The organism is Chloroflexota bacterium, from assembly GCA_016235055.1.
Classification (GTDB): Bacteria; Chloroflexota; Anaerolineae; order JACRMK01; family JACRMK01; genus JACRMK01.
Genome location: JACRMK010000080.1, coordinates 1 through 18,689, shown reverse-complemented (window position 1 = coordinate 18,689; position 18,689 = coordinate 1). Strand labels below are relative to the sequence as shown.

General features: G+C 66.5%; 15 protein-coding genes. 5 read left to right on the top strand and 10 right to left on the bottom strand.

What is annotated here, in order from left to right:
• Nucleotides 1–298: 298 nt before the first annotated feature.
• Nucleotides 299–796, bottom strand: coding sequence for a hypothetical protein (locus HZB53_19645; protein ID MBI5879867.1), 498 nt, complete (start codon nucleotides 794–796; stop codon nucleotides 299–301).
• A 339-nt stretch (nucleotides 797–1,135) separates the two neighbouring features.
• Nucleotides 1,136–2,158 (bottom strand): Gfo/Idh/MocA family oxidoreductase, encoded by a 1,023-nt coding sequence (locus HZB53_19640; GenBank protein MBI5879866.1) that lies wholly within the window; start codon nucleotides 2,156–2,158, stop codon nucleotides 1,136–1,138.
• Nucleotides 2,159–2,387: 229 nt separating this feature from the next.
• Here HZB53_19640 and HZB53_19635 point away from each other — a divergent pair, with 229 nt between their 5' ends.
• Both HZB53_19635 and HZB53_19630 read left to right on the top strand, forming a co-directional pair.
• A complete protein-coding gene (locus HZB53_19635) occupies nucleotides 2,388–3,932 on the top strand; it encodes a hypothetical protein (protein MBI5879865.1) in 1,545 nt (514 codons plus the stop codon).
• 151 nt (nucleotides 3,933–4,083) lie between these two features.
• Nucleotides 4,084–5,229: a hypothetical protein gene (locus HZB53_19630; protein ID MBI5879864.1), complete on the top strand. Its 1,146-nt coding sequence runs from the start codon at nucleotides 4,084–4,086 to the stop codon at nucleotides 5,227–5,229.
• Nucleotides 5,230–5,253: 24 nt separating this feature from the next.
• On the opposite strand, the gene HZB53_19625 is transcribed toward HZB53_19630, so the two are convergent.
• From HZB53_19625 to HZB53_19590, 8 genes are all read right to left on the bottom strand, one after another.
• A complete protein-coding gene (locus HZB53_19625) occupies nucleotides 5,254–5,748 on the bottom strand; it encodes a cupin domain-containing protein (protein MBI5879863.1) in 495 nt (164 codons plus the stop codon).
• Between the two features lie 92 nt (nucleotides 5,749–5,840).
• Entirely contained in the window at nucleotides 5,841–6,716 is an 876-nt protein-coding gene (locus HZB53_19620) for a DegV family protein (protein ID MBI5879862.1), read from the bottom strand.
• A 207-nt stretch (nucleotides 6,717–6,923) separates the two neighbouring features.
• Nucleotides 6,924–8,861 (bottom strand): S9 family peptidase, encoded by a 1,938-nt coding sequence (locus HZB53_19615; GenBank protein MBI5879861.1) that lies wholly within the window; start codon nucleotides 8,859–8,861, stop codon nucleotides 6,924–6,926.
• A 64-nt stretch (nucleotides 8,862–8,925) separates the two neighbouring features.
• Nucleotides 8,926–9,303 (bottom strand): four helix bundle protein, encoded by a 378-nt coding sequence (locus tag HZB53_19610; GenBank protein ID MBI5879860.1) that lies wholly within the window; start codon nucleotides 9,301–9,303, stop codon nucleotides 8,926–8,928.
• A gap of 190 nt (nucleotides 9,304–9,493) precedes the next feature.
• Nucleotides 9,494–9,880, bottom strand: a complete 387-nt coding sequence (locus HZB53_19605; GenBank protein MBI5879859.1) for a cupredoxin domain-containing protein — start codon at nucleotides 9,878–9,880, stop codon at nucleotides 9,494–9,496.
• Nucleotides 9,881–9,965: 85 nt separating this feature from the next.
• Nucleotides 9,966–11,258 (bottom strand): MFS transporter, encoded by a 1,293-nt coding sequence (locus tag HZB53_19600; GenBank protein MBI5879858.1) that lies wholly within the window; start codon nucleotides 11,256–11,258, stop codon nucleotides 9,966–9,968.
• A 137-nt stretch (nucleotides 11,259–11,395) separates the two neighbouring features.
• Complete coding sequence (locus HZB53_19595) at nucleotides 11,396–11,962, bottom strand: PDZ domain-containing protein (GenBank protein MBI5879857.1); 567 nt, start codon at nucleotides 11,960–11,962, stop codon at nucleotides 11,396–11,398.
• Nucleotides 11,963–12,158: 196 nt separating this feature from the next.
• Nucleotides 12,159–12,653, bottom strand: coding sequence for a DUF664 domain-containing protein (locus HZB53_19590; protein ID MBI5879856.1), 495 nt, complete (start codon nucleotides 12,651–12,653; stop codon nucleotides 12,159–12,161).
• Between the two features lie 613 nt (nucleotides 12,654–13,266).
• Between HZB53_19590 and HZB53_19585 the strand changes: the two genes are divergently transcribed.
• From HZB53_19585 to HZB53_19575, 3 genes are all read left to right on the top strand, one after another.
• Nucleotides 13,267–14,811 (top strand): tail fiber domain-containing protein, encoded by a 1,545-nt coding sequence (locus HZB53_19585; GenBank protein MBI5879855.1) that lies wholly within the window; start codon nucleotides 13,267–13,269, stop codon nucleotides 14,809–14,811.
• A 513-nt stretch (nucleotides 14,812–15,324) separates the two neighbouring features.
• Nucleotides 15,325–18,324, top strand: coding sequence for an Eco57I restriction-modification methylase domain-containing protein (locus HZB53_19580; protein MBI5879854.1), 3,000 nt, complete (start codon nucleotides 15,325–15,327; stop codon nucleotides 18,322–18,324).
• A gap of 65 nt (nucleotides 18,325–18,389) precedes the next feature.
• Nucleotides 18,390–18,602: a hypothetical protein gene (locus tag HZB53_19575; GenBank protein ID MBI5879853.1), complete on the top strand. Its 213-nt coding sequence runs from the start codon at nucleotides 18,390–18,392 to the stop codon at nucleotides 18,600–18,602.
• Nucleotides 18,603–18,689 lie beyond the last annotated feature (87 nt).

Sequence of the window (18,689 nt, the reverse complement as noted above, 5' to 3'; positions counted from 1 at the left end):
GTTGGGGGTGGGGTTGATGGGTACAAGCGAGTTCGCCCGGGGCGCCATCCCGCGCAAGCGTGCAGGGCGCTCATGCGATTTACGCCCAAACTGAGTAGAACGGGTTGCATACTCACGACGACTACCCGGTAAACAAGTACAACTGGTGATTACCCATATCGACCAAGCCGCGCGGGTTTTCAAAACCCGCGCGGTCATGATGCGCGCTATCCACGCAGATGTGGGCAATCACCAGAGAAGAACAAGCGACGCCCTGCAGACAGCGCGAAGTCGTCGCCGCGTTATCGTCGTTAGTCGCCTAGCAGACGGTGGGCGCCGCTACGAAAGGTGAAAAGATGAACGGACTGGGCAGCGTATTGGTGCCGGGTCCCACGGTCAAGTTCTGCGTCTGGTCGGGTCTGCAATTGGTATCGTCGTGCGCCTTCACGGTTCGCGATCCGAACGGGACGCTGGGAATGCCAAATGAATACTTGTCGTAGCCGCCGCTGAATTCGACGTAAACGGCAGCGGTGGAAAGCGCCGTGCCCTGGATGCTTGCCGTGAAACTGTTGCCATTGGCCGGCGCTTGCCGGGTGGGGGGCTGTGGATTGAAGGGTCCCACCCAGATCTCGCCGGTCACCGTGCCTGGCCCTGAAGTCTGCGCGTGCACGGGCAGGTTGCCGGTTTCGACCTCAGGTTGGGCCCAGTTGGTGGGCACGATGGCGCGCGCGCCGAGGATGGCGCCGGCGGCGCCGAGCTTCTTCAATAGTTCGCGGCGTGATAATGCTGCTTCCGGGCTGTGTTGTGAGCTACTCATGCATGGTCCTCTGCGTTACTATAGTCAGCCTCGATAGCGCCTATTTTAACGTATTCAGGTGTGAGGCGCAATTGCGTCGTGCACGTGATTGCTCACATCGATCGGACCTCACAGGTTTTCAAAACCTGTGAGGTCTTGACGCGCGCGATGGGGCAAAGATGCGGGTAATCACCGGCGTGCTCTTGCGGCCACCGGCCCGTCGCTCGACGGCGTCGGCGGCAAGTTCATCGTCAACCGCCAGTTCATGCAGTCCAGTCCCGAATCCTACGACGAGGCGCGGGCCAGGCAGTTGTGGGTGCTGAGCCTGCGAATGGCCGGGCTGTCGGCTGACCGCTACGGTTAGATCGCGACCGACTTGCCGGTCGCGATCGATTCTATCGCGGCCAGCTGAATACGGCTCGTCGCGAGCGTGCGCCGCACTGACAGCATCGGCTCGGTGCCGGTGCGGACGCTGTCCAGGAACTGCCGCACTGATGCAGTGAACGCACCGGTCAACTTGCCGCCGATCTCGTTGGCGGTATGTGCGCCGCTGAACTCGATCCGCTGGCCGCCATGCGCGTTGTGCAGCTCGATGATGCGCCCCCCGTTGCGGTACAGAATCGCGCCGCTCTCGCCGATGACCTGCATATAGCCGTCGGCTACGTTCGGGTAGCTGTTCGGGTGAATCCACGACGAGTGGAAGTTGGCGTTGGCGCCGTTGGCGTAACGAACCAGCACCATGATGCCGTCGTGCACCGGGATGCCGAGTGTGTCGAGCGTGCCGCGCGATTCATGCGCCACGACCTCGACCGGCTCCGCACCGATGTACCAGCCGGTCAGGTCGATGTCATGGCTCGACATGAAGAAGATCGGCGACGTCTGGCCGGCCCAGCCGCGAATCATGCCGGTCGGCACGGAGATCTGGTCGAACTTCACCGAGATGATCATGCGCGCCGCGCCGATCAGCCCGTTGTCGCACGCCTGCTTGATCCATGCGTAGTCTGTCACGAACCGCTGCGAGTAGTTCACCATGCAGATCGTGCCGACCTGCGCGGCCGCGGCGGTGATCGCCTGCGTGTCCTCAACGCTCGTGGCCAGCGGCTTCTCGACAAACACGTGCTTGCCCGCGCCCAGCGCGGCGAGGACAGGTTGGCGGTGGGACTGGTCGGGTGTGGCAACGGCGACGGCATCGATCGTCTCGTTGGCCAGTAGCGTGGTGATGTCCGGGTAGAACGCGGCGCCGAAGCGGCTGGCGATCTCTTCGCGCGCCGGATTGACGTCAGCGACGGCGACCAGTTCCGCGTCGGGCTGTTCGTGGAACACGCGCGCGTGGCGCGTGCCGAGCAGCCCGGCGCCGATGACGGCGATACGGATGGCACTCATGAGGTGGAACGTCCTTTCGGGTGGGTGATTTGACTGCGTGGCCGCGCGCGGAGACTTTGCGTCGCCCGCTGCGGTCAGGGCAAACCGCATCGATTATACCGCGCTCCGGGCCGTGACCGCGCATACCGGCCAACTGTCGCGGTTGACACAGGTCACGCTGGCGCGATAGAATTGAACCCGAGAACACCGTGACGGCTGCCGGCACGCCGGCTTGAAGGAGCGCAACGCTATGAAACGGCTCGCATGGTCGCTGGCAATCGTCGTGGGCTGGCTGGCATGGGCATGCAGCACGGCGCAGGCGCAGGCGCCGGCCGTGACGTTGCGTCTGACGCCCGCCACGGTGCGGCTGGCGCCGGGCGACAGCGCCGAAGCGCGCCTGCTGCTCGCCAACCCGACGGGCGCGGCGGTGCGCATCAAGGCCGCCCCGGCGATCTTCGGTGATGAAGGGTTCAGCCTGACCGGCGATCTTCCCGCCGCCGGCGCGACGATAGCGGCGGGCGCGACGGGCGTCTGGAGTGTGCGCATTGCCCGCGCTACCACGGCGCCCTCCGCCGGCTCGCTGTGGGTGCAACTGGACTATGCACTGGTCGCGGCCGACGGCAAAGAGACGCCCGGCATTCTTCTGGCGCAACTCGACGTGCAGGACCGCCCGCTGGAATCGCCCGACAAGCTGGTGAGCGTGCGGGTCGACAGCGCCCTGGAGCAGATTCAGGACGGCCGCGACGGCATGGTGCAGGTGATCGTCAGCAACCTGACCAACGGGCCGCTCACGCTATCCGGCATCACCGCGACGCCGGACAATCCTGGCACGCTCGATGTGCACGTCGACCCCGCGGCGCGTGGCGCGACACTGATCGCCCAGCAGACGCGCGTCTTCTCCGCCACCGTGACCGCGCTCAATCGCGTGCAGCCGGGCAAGCAGATGATCACGTTCGAGGCGCAGTTCGAGCGGCCGCAGGGCGCAACCGTTCAGCGTTGGTCGGTCGTGGCGACGTTCAAGCTGACCGCGGGCGTCTTCGGCGCGTCGGAGGTGCTGACGGTGCTCGGCGTGCCGTCGCTGCTGCTGCTGCCCGGCTTCCTTATGCTCGTCGCGTTCCGCTTCTTCTGGGTGCGCCTGGCGCCGCGCCAGCCGCTTGACCTCGACGTGAAGTCGGCTGACTTCTGGCTATTGGCCGTTTGCCTCAGTTTCGCGTTTGCGCTCGCGTACCCGGCGGTGACCGCCGGGTTGGGCGACCCGCGCGATTACCTGCGTGTCTATGGACTGCGTGACGTCATCAACGTGTGGATCGGCTCGGCGGCAACGGGATTCGCGGTCTGGTTCGCGACGGCGGTCGTGCTCAAGCGCTGGTTCGTACCGATGGAGCGCGACAAGCCGCTGACGATCCTGGAGAAGCTGCGGCGCAACGGGATGAACACGGAATTGCTCGAGGTGGAGGTTGAGCTTGGCGCGCCTGCGCCGTATCGCGCCTTCGTCGCCTACCCGCGCGGCGAGGCGAAGAACAGCGACGGCAAAGCGACGCGCTGGATTGTGCCGCCGATGGAGTATGTTTTTCAGAGCGCTGATGCAGGCTTCCGGTCGGACTTCGTGGCGAAAATGCAGGGGAGCGACATGCCGTCGTTTGTGGAGTTTGTCGCCGATGGCGCGGAGCGCAGATGGGTGACGCTGCGCTGGACCGCCAAAGGCGAACTGCAGGGTCCGCGCGCCGTGACCGACAGCCAGATCAAGGCGATTCATGGCCGCCGCTGGCTGCTGAGCGATGCCACCGGCTCGTGACAATGGGAATGGCCGCCCACAACGTGGGCGGCCATTTGCACTCACAAACGTAGGTGATCCCCCGGACGGCGTATCCGCCGCCCTTGCCGCCGCTTGGCGCTTGAGGAGAATCCTACAGTCAAGGTTATTATAGCACAAAGGCGAGGCTCGCATGACCGCGCAAGTCCGTGAGCTGCACTGTACCTACATCTGGACCGAGTCCTATGCGACGCTGCTCGGCGCCGTGCCCGCCGTGGCGCCGATGGCCTGGCTGGCCGACAAGCCGGCCTATGCCGCGCAGTTCGTGCAGGCGCTGGCACGGCAGGGTCAGGGCGAGCCCTGCGTGCCGTGGCTGCATGAGCATGGGCATGCCTACAACCATTTCTGGCGCTACTATCTGCCCCGCCTCACGCCTAAAATCGCGCCCGCGGCGGCCGCCGAGATGGCGTGGCGCAAGGTGACCCCCCTGCGCATGCGGCCCGCCGTCACGCTGGCGATCGATGGCCTGGCCGATCCGGCGGCGCTGGACGCCTTTGTATACCCGCACGCGATCAGCGTGGCGGTCACGCTGTTCATGAAGGGCGCGCATGCCATGGCCGACCTCCACGCGCTGGCCGACAGCCTGCGGAATCGGATGACGACCCTCAGCACGGCGGGGGCGGCTGTTGGCACGCTGCCGTTGCCTGACGCGGCGCAGCACGTGCTGCGCCTGCTGCGCCAGGCCGTGCTGGGCGACCCGGACGCGGAAACGACGGCGGGCGATCCGTTTATCGTCGCCACGCTGGTCGACGGCGCGGGCATCGACGGCGCAAACGCGCCCGATCCATCCATGTTGCGCGCGGCCGAGGCGTTGTGCAGTTGGAAACAATTGCCGCCGAATTTCGTGCCGCGCCCGCAGCCGCAAGCCTCCGTCAAGCTGTCCGGCGCCGCGCCGAGCCAGATCCTGTACCGTCTTGATCGCGGCCGCACCGTCTGGTTCCCCGACTGGCTCAGCGCCGACGCCACCCGCAACAAGGTCAAGTGCTACCACCGAAACCTGAGCGCGGCGTCGATGCAAGTCGACGCGCTGGCCGCGCTGCTGGGGCTGGCCGAGAGCTACCTGAGCAGCGGCAACAATCTGCCGTTTTATTTTGACGACCTGGTGCGCAACGCGACGCTGGAACTGAGCCTGTTCTATTCCGGCGACAGAAAGTCGACCTACCGCTCGCGCAGCCTGTGCGCGCAAATTGTGGACAACGGCACGCGCGACCTGCTCGACCTGGCGCGGCCCCGGTTCAGCATCGGCGCGAAGTACGATCCGGCGAAGACGCCGTGCTGACGGCGGCTTGTGGCGGGACGCCGGCTAGACGGCGAGCGGCGGCCCGAGCAACTCCATGTCGTGGGCGCGCCAGAGCGCCGGGTCCTGCGGCGGCATCGCGTTGGCTTTGGTGACCTCGCGAAAGAACGCCTCCATTTTCCCGGCCGGCGCAAACGTCACGAGGATGCGGCCAAGCGCCGAACCGCCCGTATAGGCCCAGACGTGCGGCACGCGGCGCGGCGCGAGCAGTGAATCGCCCGGCTGCAACACGAAGCGCTCGGCGCCGACTTCGAAAACGAACGCGCCCTCGATGACGAAGAACCATTCGTCCTGGTTGTGGTGCAGGTGACGGGCGGGACCGCCTTTCTGGCGGAAGGTGTTCTCGAGCACGAAAAGATCGCTGCCTTCCTGCGCGGACACCTTGAAGGCAATCGTGCTAATGCCAAGCCCGCGCTGTTCGTTGAACCGATCTTCGCCGGCCGGAACCAGCACCGGTCTTGCAGACGATGCGCCTGCTGCTGTGTTTGGTGCGCTGTTCATTCATTCCCCCCTGATTCAGATTGGCGATGCGGCACGTCCGGCGCGGTTCACACTGCGCCGGACGTGCCGCATCGCTCGCTATGTACGACCGCTTAGCGGAACCCTTCGACCAGCACGAGCGGGGCGACCGCCACGCCCACGATGCCGGGCCCCGTGTGCACGCCGAGCACCGGCGAGATGCGCAGCACCTCCAGCCGGCCCACGTTCACCTTCTGCCGCAGCAACTCCGCGAGCGCGTTGGCCTCGGGCTCGATGCGGCCGTGCAGCACCGAGACCCACAGCGGCGTCTGCTGGTCGTACAGCCCCGCAATGCGGTCCGCGATCTGCCCCACGGCCGCGCGGATCGTGCGCGCGCGACCGAGGTTACTGTACTTGCCGTCTTTCTTGTCGACGTGAATGAGCGGCTTGATGTTGAGCAGCGCGCCGGCCAGCGCCTGCACGCGGCCGATACGCCCGCCGCGCTCCAGGTACTTCAGCGTGTCGAGCGTGTAGACGACCTCGGTCTCGGCGCGCAGCTTCGCCATGTGCGCGATGATCGCCGCAGGCTCCCAGCCGGCGCGCGCGGCGTTGGCCGCGGCCAGCACCTGAAAGCGCTCGCCGCCGGACAGCGTCAGGCTATCTTCGACGTGCACCACCCCCTCGCCCAGCTGCTTTGCGGCCAGCGCAGCGGACCCGAACGTTCCGCTCAGGCCCGACGAGATATGGATGGAGAATACGCGCGCGCCGTCTGCGCTGACGGCGCGAAACAGCGCCTCCAGCGCGCCGACCGACGGCTGCGACGTGGTGGGGATATGCGGTTGCATCGCTTCGAGCCGGTTGTAGAAATCGTCCGGGGTGATGTCGCTTGAACTGATCTCGCGATCCGGGAACTTGATGTGCAGCGGCGCAATGGTGATGCCCATTGCCGCGGCTTCGGCGGGCGGCAGGTCGGCCGCGGCGTCGGTCACGATGCGCATTGATTTGTCCATGATGTCCTCGTAAATGGAAAGTATGGGAGTACGCAATGCCGGAGACGCGTGAGCGAGGCGATGCGGGGCGTGGTGCGGGTGCCGGAAGTGGATCGTTCGCGTGGTCGTCGACTCGTTGGTACGCCCGCAGTGCGCGGCCGCGCCCGCACTGCGCCGCGCTATGCCACGAGTATAGCACCGCGACCGCTCGCGCCAAAAAGCGCGCCGTCACAGCCAGCGTGCGTACCAGGCGCGCACGCGCACGAGCACGTCGATCTGGTGCGCGCGCTCGCCGATGCCGTGCGGTTCGCGCGGGTAGATCACCAGTTCCGACGGCACGCCCACGTCGCGCATGGCGCGGTGGAAGCCGACCGCCTGCGAGACCGGCACGCGCTCGTCGTTCTGCCCGTGCAGGATCAAGATCGGCGTGGCCGCGCGCCGCGCAACCATAATTGGCGACAGCGCCAGGTCGTGCCGCGCGCCAGGGCCGTCCCACGGCACGTTGCCGCCGAGCTCGCTCTCGAAGTCCGGCACGTCGCTCGTCAGCGTCAGCATGCCCCAGTCGCTGACGCCCGCGCCCATGATGGCCGCCTTGAAGCGGCGCGTCTGCGTGGTGGCCCAGGCGGTCATGAAGCCGCCCTGGCTCCAGCCGCCGATGCCGAGCCGCGCCGGGTCGGCCAGGCCACGCGCGACCGCCGCATCGGCGGCGCTGGCGACGTCGAGCCAGTCCGCGCCGCCCACGTCGCCGCGCGCCGCCGCCGCGAACCGCTCGCCATGTCCCATGCCGCCGCGCGGGTTCGGCAGCAGCACGGCGTAGCCCGCCGTCGCCAGCCACTGCGCCCACTGGCCCCAGCCGACGAAGAACCCTTGTGCGAAGCGGCCGTACGGCCCGCCGTGCACGAGCACCACGGTCGGCCAGGGCGGCGTCAGATCGTTGGCCGGGCGCACGAAGATACCGTCGAGCATCAGCCCGTCCGGCGCTTGCCAATAGAACGGCTCCTGTTCTCCAAAGCGGATGCCGTCGAAGGCGGTCTGGTGCGCGGTCAGCGCCGACCAGATCACGGGCACACCGCTGCTCGCCTGCGCGCTCCAGACCTCCCACGGCTTGTCGCCGCCGGCGCGCACGGCGGCCAGCACCGGCGTGCTGTGCGGCGGCACGACCGCCGTGGCCGCGAGGATGTCGCGTACCGGCGTCTCTTCGCTTGCCGCGTAGAAATGATCGAGCGCGCCGGTCTGGGCGTCGATCCAGTGCAGTTGCGTGTCGATGCCGGCGGCGACGACGGCCAGCGCACGTGACGAGCCGCGCGGCTGCGCCAGATCGCTCGCGCACGACTCTTCGCCGAATGCGAGATGCACCGGATCGCCGCCGATGGCATCCACGGCCCAGAGCGCGCCGGATGACTGCGCGTGGCGGCTGGCGGAGCCGATGAACAGCAGTCGACGCCCGTCGCCGGACCAGACGAGCCCGCGCAGGCGCTGCCGCCCGAGGCGGGCCACGAGCCGCGCGTCGCCGCCGGTGGCCGGCACGGCGTCAATGCGCGTGTCGCGCCCGGAGAACTCCTCCGCCGGCGCCGGCCAGGTGGCAAAGGCGATTTGCGAGCCGTCCGGCGACCACGCCAACTCGCTTACATGGCGATTGCCGTCGGTGAGTGTGCGCGTCTCGCCGGTGGCTACCATCATAACGCGCAGGCGGGCGCGCAGGAGACGCTCGCCGAACACGACCGCATCGTCGCGCTCTTTCTCGCGGCGCTTCTCTTCATCATCCGGCTCATCGGCGCATGTGTACGCGATCTGCGCGCCGTCCGGCGACCAGGCGAAGGCGCGCACCGGGCGTTTGTTCGCAGCTGGCGTCAGCGGGCGCGCTTCGCCGCCGGCAACCGGGATGACGTACAACTGAAGCGTGCCGCGCTCGGCGCGATCGGACAGGAATGCGATCTGCGCGCCGTCCGGCGACCACTGTGCGCGGCGGTTGTCGCAGGTGTCGGTCGTGAGCGGGCGCGGCGGCGTCAGCCCGTCCGTGGCGGCCAGCCACATGCTGGCGAGCGGGTGCGGCTCGCGTTTGCCGATCGGTGCGAGCGTGTAGGCGACGGTGCGGCCGTCGGGCGACAATGTGAGTTCGCCAGGCAGGCGCGCGGAAACGATCAGGTCGGCGGTCAGTTCGGTCATGGCGTGCTCCGGGGAACAGGGAACAGGGATCAGGGAACAGGGATCAGGGATCGGGTGTCGGGGATCAGGTGCTAGGCGCAGGGGCGCGCAGGGCGCGCATCAGGCTGTACAGCAGTTTGCCGACTTTGTCACACTGGGTAAGGAGCGGCGCGGTGGATTCACTGGTCGTTAGCGAGACGCGCTCGCAGAGCATCAGGTGCGTTTCCAGTTCGCGGAGCGAGCCGTGGGCGACGCTCAGAAAGCGCGCATAGTCGGCGCGCGTTTGTCGGCCATGACCTTCAGCGATATTGGCCGGAACTGAAGCGGCGGCACGTCGGATTTGCGAGGTCATGCCAAACTCTTCCGAGCGTGGAAATCCGCGCGTCACGTCATAGCACATTACCGCCAGCATCATGGCCTCCTGCCACGCCTGCAAATCACGGAATGTCTTAATGGATGACATTATCGCCTCGCAATGCGCCAATGGAAAACATCTCATCCCGCGTCGTTCATTACTACTGGTTCCCGATCCCCGATTCGCGGACCCTGACACCTGATCCCTGCCCCCTGATCCCTGAAACCCGATCCCTGTGCCCTGATCCCTGACTCTTGATCCCTGACACCTGATCCCTGTTCCCCGCCCCCGCTCCCCGCTATCTTGCTATCGTCGGCAGGTACAGCACGCTTCCAGTAACGACGACCGTGCCGTGCATGAGAATGTGGATATTGCAATGATAAGGGAAGTCGCCGACGGCATTGAACGTCATGCTGAAGACCTGGCCCGGGCCGATTTGCCCGGAGTCCCAGATCGCGGCGTCGCTCGTGGCCGTGTGCGTGAAGGGGTCGTTGTTCGTCCAGACGACCGTCGTGCCGACCGGCACCGTAATGACGCTTGGCGAAAACGCAAAGCTTGCGATGCTGACGTTGGCTATGCCGGCGACGGCGGCAGGGGGCGCCGCGCGGGCGGTGAAGGCGCGCAGGCTGCCGAGCGCGAGCGCCGTGAAGAAAAATGCCAGTGCGAGCGCGAAGAATAACCGCATCACGTTGCGTGCCCGAAGATGGTCGGCCATGGCAATTCCTCCCTCGTGAGGTATTGCCCTCGATTATATCACCCGAACGAAAAAACTATCCGCCGCTTGCCGCGCCCGGCTCGCGCACTACCATCGTCTCCCGCCGCCCGGGAAGGCGGAGGAGGCTCGTGCTCGTCAGCATCGCCAGCAGCGCCACGGCGACGAAGACCGGCGCGTACGTGTAGGTCGCGTCGAAGGCGAAACCGGCGACGGGCACGGCGATGGCCGGCACGATCATCGTGAGCGGCATCAGCAGGCCGGCGGCCGCGCCGTATGAGCGCCGCCCGAAGCGCTGGGCGATCAGCGGGGCGGCCAGCGCGGCCTGCCCGCCGCCGGTCGCGCCGCTGACGGTGGCGTACAGCCAGAACAGCGCCGTGTTGTCGGCGAACGCCAGCAGCGCCAGCCCGGCCGCGTTCAGCCAGAGCGCGCCGACCAGCAGGCGGCGCAAGTCGACGCGGTCGGCCAGGTAGCCCCAGCCGAACTTGGTCAGCGCAGCGCACAACGAATAGATGGAGATGAACAGCGCGGCGGTGCCGCCGTCGACGCCGCGCGACGTGAGGATCGGGAACTGGTAGAACTCGATGAGCGACCAGAGCGACGCCGTGAAGAGCAGGCCGATCGCCAGGTGGCGGAAGTCGGGGGCCGACCAGATCTCGCGCGCGGACCACTGCCGGTCGTCGTGCGCGGGCTCGCTGGCCGCTGCGACCGGCGGGGGCGACGCGTCGCCATCGGCGTGCAGGCCGAGCGACTCGGGATCGTCGCGCAGGAAAAGGACGGCGAGCGGCAGGTTAACCAGCAGGATGCCCGCGCCGATCACGCCGAACGCCCAGCGCCAGTCGCCGCCGGCCAGCAGCAGTTGCACCGCCGGAACCAGAAAGACGCCGCCGAACGAGCTGCCCATCGACACAATCGCCATCGCCATGCCGCGCTGGCGGCGGAACCAGCGCGCGACGGCCGCCTGCGCAGGCGTGCCGACCAGCATGTTGAAGCCGAGCGCCATCGCGACGGTGAACACGGCGTAGAAGACGACCGGGTCGCTGATGAAGTAGAGCGCGAGGTATGCCGCACCGGTGATCAGCGCGCCGGCCGCCAGCACCACGCGCGGGCCGACGCGGTCGGACAGCCAGCCGACGACCGGTGAGACGACCATCGCGGTGACCAGGCGCACGGTGCTGACCAGCCCGATGACGCCGACCGGCCAGCCGAACGCCTGCGACAGCGGCTGGATGAACTGCCCGAAGGCGGCATACCCTGCGCCGGAGACGACGAACCCGCCGAGCGCGGAGACGAGGACGACGATCCAGCCGTAGAAGAGGCGCGAGCGAGGGGCCGTCGCGAGGGTTGTCATGGCGCGCATTGTAACATGCGCCGCTACAAGCCGCAATCGCAACGCAAAAGACCTCGCGGGTCGTGAAGACCCGCGAGGTCTACGAGCAACAGGCGACTACAACTACCAGTTGCTGACTACCGACGAGCGACTGGTCGCTACGACGTCGGGCGCGTGCCGCTGATGGGCGTCGCCTGGAACTGGATGCCCAGGTACGCTTGCGCGGCGTTGCTTGGGTTGGCGCCGAGCGTCACCTTCAGCGTGCTCTCGGCCTGGCCGCGCTGCCGCAGCCCCAACTCGACCGTGTCGCCCGGCTTCGACTGCTGGATCAGCACGTCGAGCGTGTGGTTGGCGTCGAGCCGCGCGCCGTTGACCGACACGATGATGTCGCCGACCTGCAGGCCAGCCTTCTCGGCGGGCGAACCGGTCACGACTTGGCTGACGACCGCCGCGCCGCCGAGTGTGCCGCGCGGGGCCTGCCCGTTCGGGAACTGCCGGTTGTTGGGCGTGTTCGGCTGCTGGTTCGGGTCGCTTGGCGTCTGGTTGTTCGGCGCCGTGCCGCCGGGCGCCTGCGCCGGGACGTTGTTCGACTGCGCGCCGCGCAGCAGGTCCACCGGCGCCGCGCGCACCGCCATGATGCCGGCCGCCGCGCCCGCGACGGCGCTCGTCAGCAGGCTGACGACAAAGACGGCTATAACCAGCACGGCCATCGCTTTCTTGCTCATCTGCTTCCTCCTCAGGAATGCACTCGGCGGGCGCTCGCGCCCGCCGCATGATGTTCACCCTCCATTTATAACAGCACCGGATAAGCTGCGCATTAACGCCGGATGATGCGCGGCTGAATGTTGGGGTGTTGTGGTAGGGGCGAAGCATCGGCGGGACGTGCTGAGCCAACAGGCGCGTCTGGCCGATGCCCCGCCCCTACATCGCGTCGCGCCCGCGACCGGTGGCGTCCGCATACGCCCAGGCTTGAACGTCCGGCGGTTCGAGGCCGAAGCCGGTCAGGATCGCGCAGATCTGCTCGCGGTGGGCGCTGCCGTGATGGAACGCCTGGGCAATGATCACGCCGGGGTACGTCTCGTACTTGCCTTCATCGAGGATGAGCACCCGCTCCGTATTGATCGGCTCGGCGAGGAACCGCTCCCAGTTCTGCGCGGTCTCCTCCACGCGCGCCTCGAGCTGGTCGAGGTCGGCGCTCTTCTCGCGCTTGCGTGCCCATTCGGGCCCGCTGCCGGATAGCAGCGACAGGTACCAGGCATCCGCGCCGATAATGTGATTGAATGTGTCCAGAATGCTCCCGTAGCTGCCGGTCGCGGAGGACGCGAGCTGTTCCATGGAAAGTCCGCGACAGGCCGCGAGCAGTTGCCGGGTCGCCCAACTGTTGTGGTGAAACGCGTCGAGCAGAGCCTCGTTCATGATCCCTCCGATGGCTGGCCGGCGAGGTCAGTGCGCCGGCGGGGTGGATTGAGCCGTGCGTCTGGATGTCGCGCGCGATGCGGCTGACGGCCGCTAGTTTGCAACGGCGAGTATACACCAGAAGCGCGCACGGTCGAATGCCGCATAGGGCGGCCAGCAATTCCCAATTTGGCTTTGGACGGGTACTTCCCAATGTCGGCTTGCTATGAACTGGCCCCCTGGTGCTTGTCACACAAGCTGGCTCGACAAGAAAGCGGCGTTGCCCTCCCCGTTAGCTTTTCCCCTTCTCCCCCGCGTGCGCGGGGGAGAAGGGGCCAGGGGATGAGGGGCAACCTGGCGGCGGACTCCAAAATGAGAATTGCTGAGGGCGGCGCGGCGAGTGTGATAGACCCGAAGGGTTTATGGCGAGAGGCAGCGAATGGGAGGAGCCATGCAAAACCCTTCGGGTCTGCGGGCTTGTGGCACATCAGACCTCGTGGGTCTCCAAGACCCGCGAGGTCTTTGTATTTGGCGTTGACGCGCGACATGTTCATCGCTACAATCCGGGCAACTTACGGCCTCACACCACCCGCCAGATCCGTCTGGCTATGGCCACACTCTCCAGGAGGAACGTATGCCTCGCACGCTTTGGCTTCGGCTCGTAGTGCTCGCCGTCGTTATACTGGCTACCGTTTTCGGACTGGCTGCGCTCAGCGCATCAGCGCAGGAAGCCCGCGCGCCGGAAACTGCTTCGCAGTCCGCGCCGGTTAGCGTCGCACTGACGACGGCGATCAGCTATCAGGGGCGCTTGCAGAGCAATGGCGCAGCGGTGAACGCCGCCTGTGATTTCGTCTTCTCGTTGTTCGATGACGCAACGGCGGGCGTGCCGATCGGCGGCAACGTCACGGCGACGCTGGCGGTGACGGGCGGGCTGTTCACCGCGCCGCTGGATTTTGGCGTGGGCGTATTCAATGGGCAGGGGCGCTGGCTCGCCACACAGGTACGCTGCCCGGCGGGCAGCGGCGGGTACACGACGCTGCAGCCGCGCCAGCCGCTGCTGCCCGCGTCGTACGCGCTATCCCTGCCGGCGTTCACGACGCAGCCGGGGCCGTTTGCCCCGAGCGTGCTGGGCAATCCCGTGCAGAATACGCTGCCCGTCACGGTCAGCGGCGGCGTGATTGGCGGCGGCACAGCCAACAGCGTGCTCGGCAATTATGCGACCGCTAGCGGCGGCGCCAACAACACGGCGAGCGGGTTGTACGCAACGGTCGGTGGTGGCATAACCAACACGGCGAGCGGAGCGTTCGCGACGGTCGGCGGCGGCCAAAAAAACACGGCGAGCGGATGGTACGCGACGGCCGGCGGCGGCTATAATAGCGCCGCTAGCGGAGCGTTCTCGACGGTCGGCGGCGGCTATAGTAGCGCCGCTAGCGGATTGTTCTCGACGGTCGGCGGCGGCTATAATAGCGCCGCTCAAGGCGATTACAGCTACGCCGCCGGGTATAACGCCGTGTCGCAGCAGCCGGGCTGCTTCACGTGGGCGGATTCTCAACCGTATGGTTTCTCATGCGGACTTGCCAATGCATTCTCTGCGCGCACCACGGGCGGTGTGTATTTCGTCACGGCGGTCGACGGCGGCGGCGCGACGACGGCCGGGGTGCAGGTCCCAGCCGGCGGTAACTCATGGAGCGCGCTGAGTGATCGCAACGCCAAAATGAACCTGACGACGGTGGACGGGCGGGCGATCCTGGCGCAGGTGGCGGCGATGCCGGTGACGACGTGGAGCTACAAGACGCAGGATGCGTCGATCCGGCACATGGGACCGATGGCGCAGGACGTTTACGCGGCGTTCGGGCTGGGCGAGGACGAGCGGCATATCAATACCATTGACGCGGACGGCATCGCGCTGGCCGCGATTCAGGCGCTGGCGCAGATCACGGATGCGCAGGCGGCGCGTATCGCGGCGCTGGAAGCGCAGGGGGCGGGTGCGCGCGTCGCCGAGCGGCCCGCCGAAGCGGCAGTGCTGAATAGCGCGCTGCTCCCGGCGTTACTGGGCGGCATCGGCCTGTCGCTCGGCGCGTGCCTGCTGCTGGGCACCGGCTGGGCGCGCACGCGGCGGCAGGCGGCGCGGCTTGAGCAGCGCCTCGCGGCGATCGAGGCGATGGTCAACGGATGCTGAGTCTGCGGCGCTTGCCGCAGACCGCTAAACGTGCGCTGGCTGGAGGCCAGCGCACAGCGACGGATAAACGGATAGGATGCGCGGCGGGTCAACGGATAGATGACGGACAAACGGACGAAGGCGTGCCGTGCCAGACCTCGCGGTTCAAGACCCGCGAGGTCTTTGTGTGCTTCGACCGTAGACCCGAAGGGTTTACGGCGAGAGGCGGCGAATGAGGGGATCCGCGCAAAACCCTTCGGGTCTGGTGGTGCGGCGCGGCGACGTGATAGACCCGAAGGGTTTACGGCGAGAGGCGGCGAATGGGAGGAGCCATGCAAAACCCTTCAGGTCTGGTGGTTTGCGGTATACTGTCCCCAAATCGAGCGGTTGCAGAATCGGCTTCGACAAGCTCAGCCGACGGCTCATCTTGTCGAAGCTGGCGAAGCGTCTGACACCTGAACCCTGAACCCTGATCCCTGAACCCTGATCCCTGAACCCTGATCCCTGATCCCTGATCCCTGTTCCCTGATACCTATGCTCACCTTCGACCAATCGCGCGCGCAGATCGCGTCGCTCGTCAAGCACTACCTCACGAACCGCGAGGCGTACCACGCGCCGCGCTACAAAGAAGCCGAGGCGCGCCGCGAACTGATCGACCCGCTGTTCACGGCGCTCGGCTGGGACGTGCTGAACGTCGAGCGGCGCGCGCCGCAGTACAAGCCGGTGATGACCGAGGTCTCGCTGGAGATCGACGCCAGCCAGCGCGCGCCCGACTATGCCTTCCGCATGTCCGAGCACGACATCAAGTTCTACGTCGAGGCGAAGAAGCCGGGCGTCGCGCTCAAGACCAACGCCGACGCCGCGTTCCAACTGCGCCGCTACGGCTGGAACGGCAAGCTGGCGCTCTCGATCCTGACCGACTTCGAGGAGTTCGCCGTCTACGACTGCCGCAGCAAGCCGAAGCCGGGCGACAAGCCGTCGGTGGCGCGCAAGCAGTACTACACCTTCCCGCAGTACGCCGATGAGTGGCGCGCGCTCTGGGACCTCTTCTCGTTCGAGGCGGTGCGCGGCGGAGCGTTCGACCAGTTCGCGCAGTCGGAGACCGGCAAGCGCGGCAGCGTGACGGTCGATGCCGACTTCCTCGACACGATCGAGGGCTGGCGGCGCGCGCTGGCGCAGAACATCGAACTGCGCAACAGCCTCTCCGCCGACGACCTGACCGACGCCGTCCAGCGCACGATCGACCGGCTGATCTTCCTGCGCATCGCCGAAGACCGCGACATCGAGCCGTACGGCCAACTGCGCGAGCTGGCCGCGCGCGACGGCATCTACCCCGCGCTCGTCGCGCTGTTCAGGAAGGCTGACCGCAAGTACAACTCCGGCCTGTTCGACTTTGCGCGCGACCGCGCCGTGCTCAAGCTGGAGATCGACGACCGCGTGCTGAAGGCGCTGATCGGCGAGCTGTACGGCACCTATAACTTCCGGCTGATGCCGCCCGAGATCCTCGGCAACGTCTACGAGCAATTTCTTGGAAAAGTAATCCGCGTCACCGCCGGCGGCCACGCCAAGATCGAGGAGAAGCCGGAGGTGCGCAAGGCGGGCGGCGTCTACTACACGCCCTCGTACATCGTCGACTACATCGTGCGGCAGACGCTCGGGCGGCGGCTGGACGGCCGGACGCCGAAGGAGGCGTCGGCACTGCGCGTGCTCGACATGGCGTGCGGCTCCGGCTCGTTCCTGCTCGGCGCGTACCGCTTCCTGCTCGACTGGCACCGCGACTGGTACGCCGCGCACGAGCCGGCCAAGCAGAAGCCGCTCTACGACGCGACGCACGGCGCGGGCACGCCGGACTGGCGCTTGACGACCGCCGAGAAGAAGCGCATCCTGCTCAACAACATCTACGGCGTCGATATCGACCGGCAGGCGGTCGAGGTGACGAAGCTGAGCCTGCTGCTGACGGTGCTGGAGGACGAGAGCCGCGAGACGCTGCAGCCGCAGTTGCTGGACGGCGACGGCGAACGCGCCCTGCCGAACCTCGACGCGAACATCCGCTGGGGCAACAGCCTGATCGGGCCCGACTACGCCGACGACCCGGCCGCGCGCGAGGCGGTGCGCGCGTTCGACTGGCGCGCCGAGTTCCCGGCGGTGATGAAGGCGGGCGGCTTTGACGTCGTGATCGGCAACCCGCCGTATGTGCGTATTCAAACGATGACGGAGTACGCGCCGCGCGAGGTGGAGGCGTACAAGCGGCTGTACCGCGCCGCCGGGTCGGGCAACTACGATGTCTATGTGGTGTTCGTCGAGCGCGCGCTCGGCCTTCTGAACGCGACGGGCACGCTCGGCTTCATCCTGCCGCACAAGTTCTTCAACGCGAAGTACGGCGCGCCGCTGCGCGGCGTGCTCTCGGAAGGCAAGCACCTGCGGCACGTCGTCCATTTCGGCGATCAACAGGTCTTCGCGGGTGCGACGACCTATACCTGTCTGATGTTCCTCGACAAGGCGGGTGCGGACGCGGCGCACATTGTCAAGGTGGACGACCTCAACGCGTGGCGATTGAACGGTGCGGGCGTGGCGGGCGACGTGCCGGCCGCCAGCATCACCGGCGCGGAGTGGAATTTCACGGTTGGCGCGGGTGCGGCGTTGTTCGAGCGCCTGAGCCGGATGCCGGTGAAGTTGGGGGATGTGGCGCATATCTTTGTTGGTACGCAGACAAGCGCTGATGATGTCTTTGTGCTCGAGGACTGCCGCCTAAGTGGTCAACTGATCGAAGGGGCATCAAAGAATCTCGACCGGGTCGTGCGAGTTGAATCTGAAGCAACAGTCCCATTTCTGCGCGGCAGCGATATTCGACGTTATCAACAGCCTGTAAGCACGACGAGACTGATCAGTCCGTATGAGACTACCGATTCGGTATCTCGCCTATATTCGCCTACCGAAATGGCGAAGCGTTTCCCGAAAACTCTGGACTATTTGGCATTGAACCGTAGCATATTGGCCGCACGTGAAAAAGGTAAGTTCACAGGCGCAAATTGGTATGCCTTTGGGTATCCCAAAAGTATGACGCTATTTCGACGACCGAAAATTATCGTTCCAGACTACAACAATGTTGCATCGTTTACATATGACGAATCAGGGTATTTCTTCAAGACAGGGTATGGCGTCCTGTTGAAATCCGATGATTTGTCGTCGTTCTACGTGCTTGGTTTACTCAATTCGCCACTACTGTTCTCATATCTGAGCATAATTGGGACTCACTTGCGCGGTGGATATGTGAGGTTCTGGACACAATTCATCGCGCAACTCCCTATCCGCCCGATCGACTTCGCCGACGCGAACGACAAGGCGCGGCACGACCGGATGGTGACGCTCGTCACGCAGATGCTCGACCTGCACAAGCGGCAGGCCGCCGCCGGGTCGCAAGCCGCGCGCGACCTGATCGCCACGCAGATCGCCGCCACCGACCGCCAGATCGACGCGCTGGTGTACGAGTTGTACGGGCTGGCGGACGAGGAGATCGCGGTGGTGGAAGGGTGACAACGGACGCTGGCGCGGCGACGTGGCAGGCGTACGGTAGGGGCGAAGCATCGGCGGATGGCTCTGTGGCAGCGGACGCGCCCGCGCCGATGCTTCGCCCCTACGATGATGCGATGGCCGGGCGCGGCGACCGCGCCCCTACGACGGTGCGGCGTACCAGACCTCGCGGGTCTTCAAGACCCGCGAGGTCTCTGCGCGCCACCGACCGCCAGATCGACGCGCTGGTGCATGAGTTGTACGGGCTGACGGACGAAGAGATCGCGGTGATGGAAGGGTGACAACGGACGCTGGCGCGGCGACGTGGCAGGCGTACGGTAGGGGCGAAGCATCGGCGGATGGCTCTGTGGCAGCGGACGCGCCCGCGC

Coding starts and splice junctions, on each gene's coding strand:
- HZB53_19645 (MBI5879867.1), bottom strand. CDS start 796: ATGAGTAGCTCACAACACAGCCCGGAAGCAGCATTATCACGCCGCGAA.
- HZB53_19640 (MBI5879866.1), bottom strand. CDS start 2,158: ATGAGTGCCATCCGTATCGCCGTCATCGGCGCCGGGCTGCTCGGCACG.
- HZB53_19635 (MBI5879865.1), top strand. CDS start 2,388: ATGAAACGGCTCGCATGGTCGCTGGCAATCGTCGTGGGCTGGCTGGCA.
- HZB53_19630 (MBI5879864.1), top strand. CDS start 4,084: ATGACCGCGCAAGTCCGTGAGCTGCACTGTACCTACATCTGGACCGAG.
- HZB53_19625 (MBI5879863.1), bottom strand. CDS start 5,748: ATGAACAGCGCACCAAACACAGCAGCAGGCGCATCGTCTGCAAGACCG.
- HZB53_19620 (MBI5879862.1), bottom strand. CDS start 6,716: ATGGACAAATCAATGCGCATCGTGACCGACGCCGCGGCCGACCTGCCG.
- HZB53_19615 (MBI5879861.1), bottom strand. CDS start 8,861: ATGACCGAACTGACCGCCGACCTGATCGTTTCCGCGCGCCTGCCTGGC.
- HZB53_19610 (MBI5879860.1), bottom strand. CDS start 9,303: ATGTCATCCATTAAGACATTCCGTGATTTGCAGGCGTGGCAGGAGGCC.
- HZB53_19605 (MBI5879859.1), bottom strand. CDS start 9,880: ATGCGGTTATTCTTCGCGCTCGCACTGGCATTTTTCTTCACGGCGCTC.
- HZB53_19600 (MBI5879858.1), bottom strand. CDS start 11,258: ATGACAACCCTCGCGACGGCCCCTCGCTCGCGCCTCTTCTACGGCTGG.
- HZB53_19595 (MBI5879857.1), bottom strand. CDS start 11,962: ATGAGCAAGAAAGCGATGGCCGTGCTGGTTATAGCCGTCTTTGTCGTC.
- HZB53_19590 (MBI5879856.1), bottom strand. CDS start 12,653: ATGAACGAGGCTCTGCTCGACGCGTTTCACCACAACAGTTGGGCGACC.
- HZB53_19585 (MBI5879855.1), top strand. CDS start 13,267: ATGCCTCGCACGCTTTGGCTTCGGCTCGTAGTGCTCGCCGTCGTTATA.
- HZB53_19580 (MBI5879854.1), top strand. CDS start 15,325: ATGCTCACCTTCGACCAATCGCGCGCGCAGATCGCGTCGCTCGTCAAG.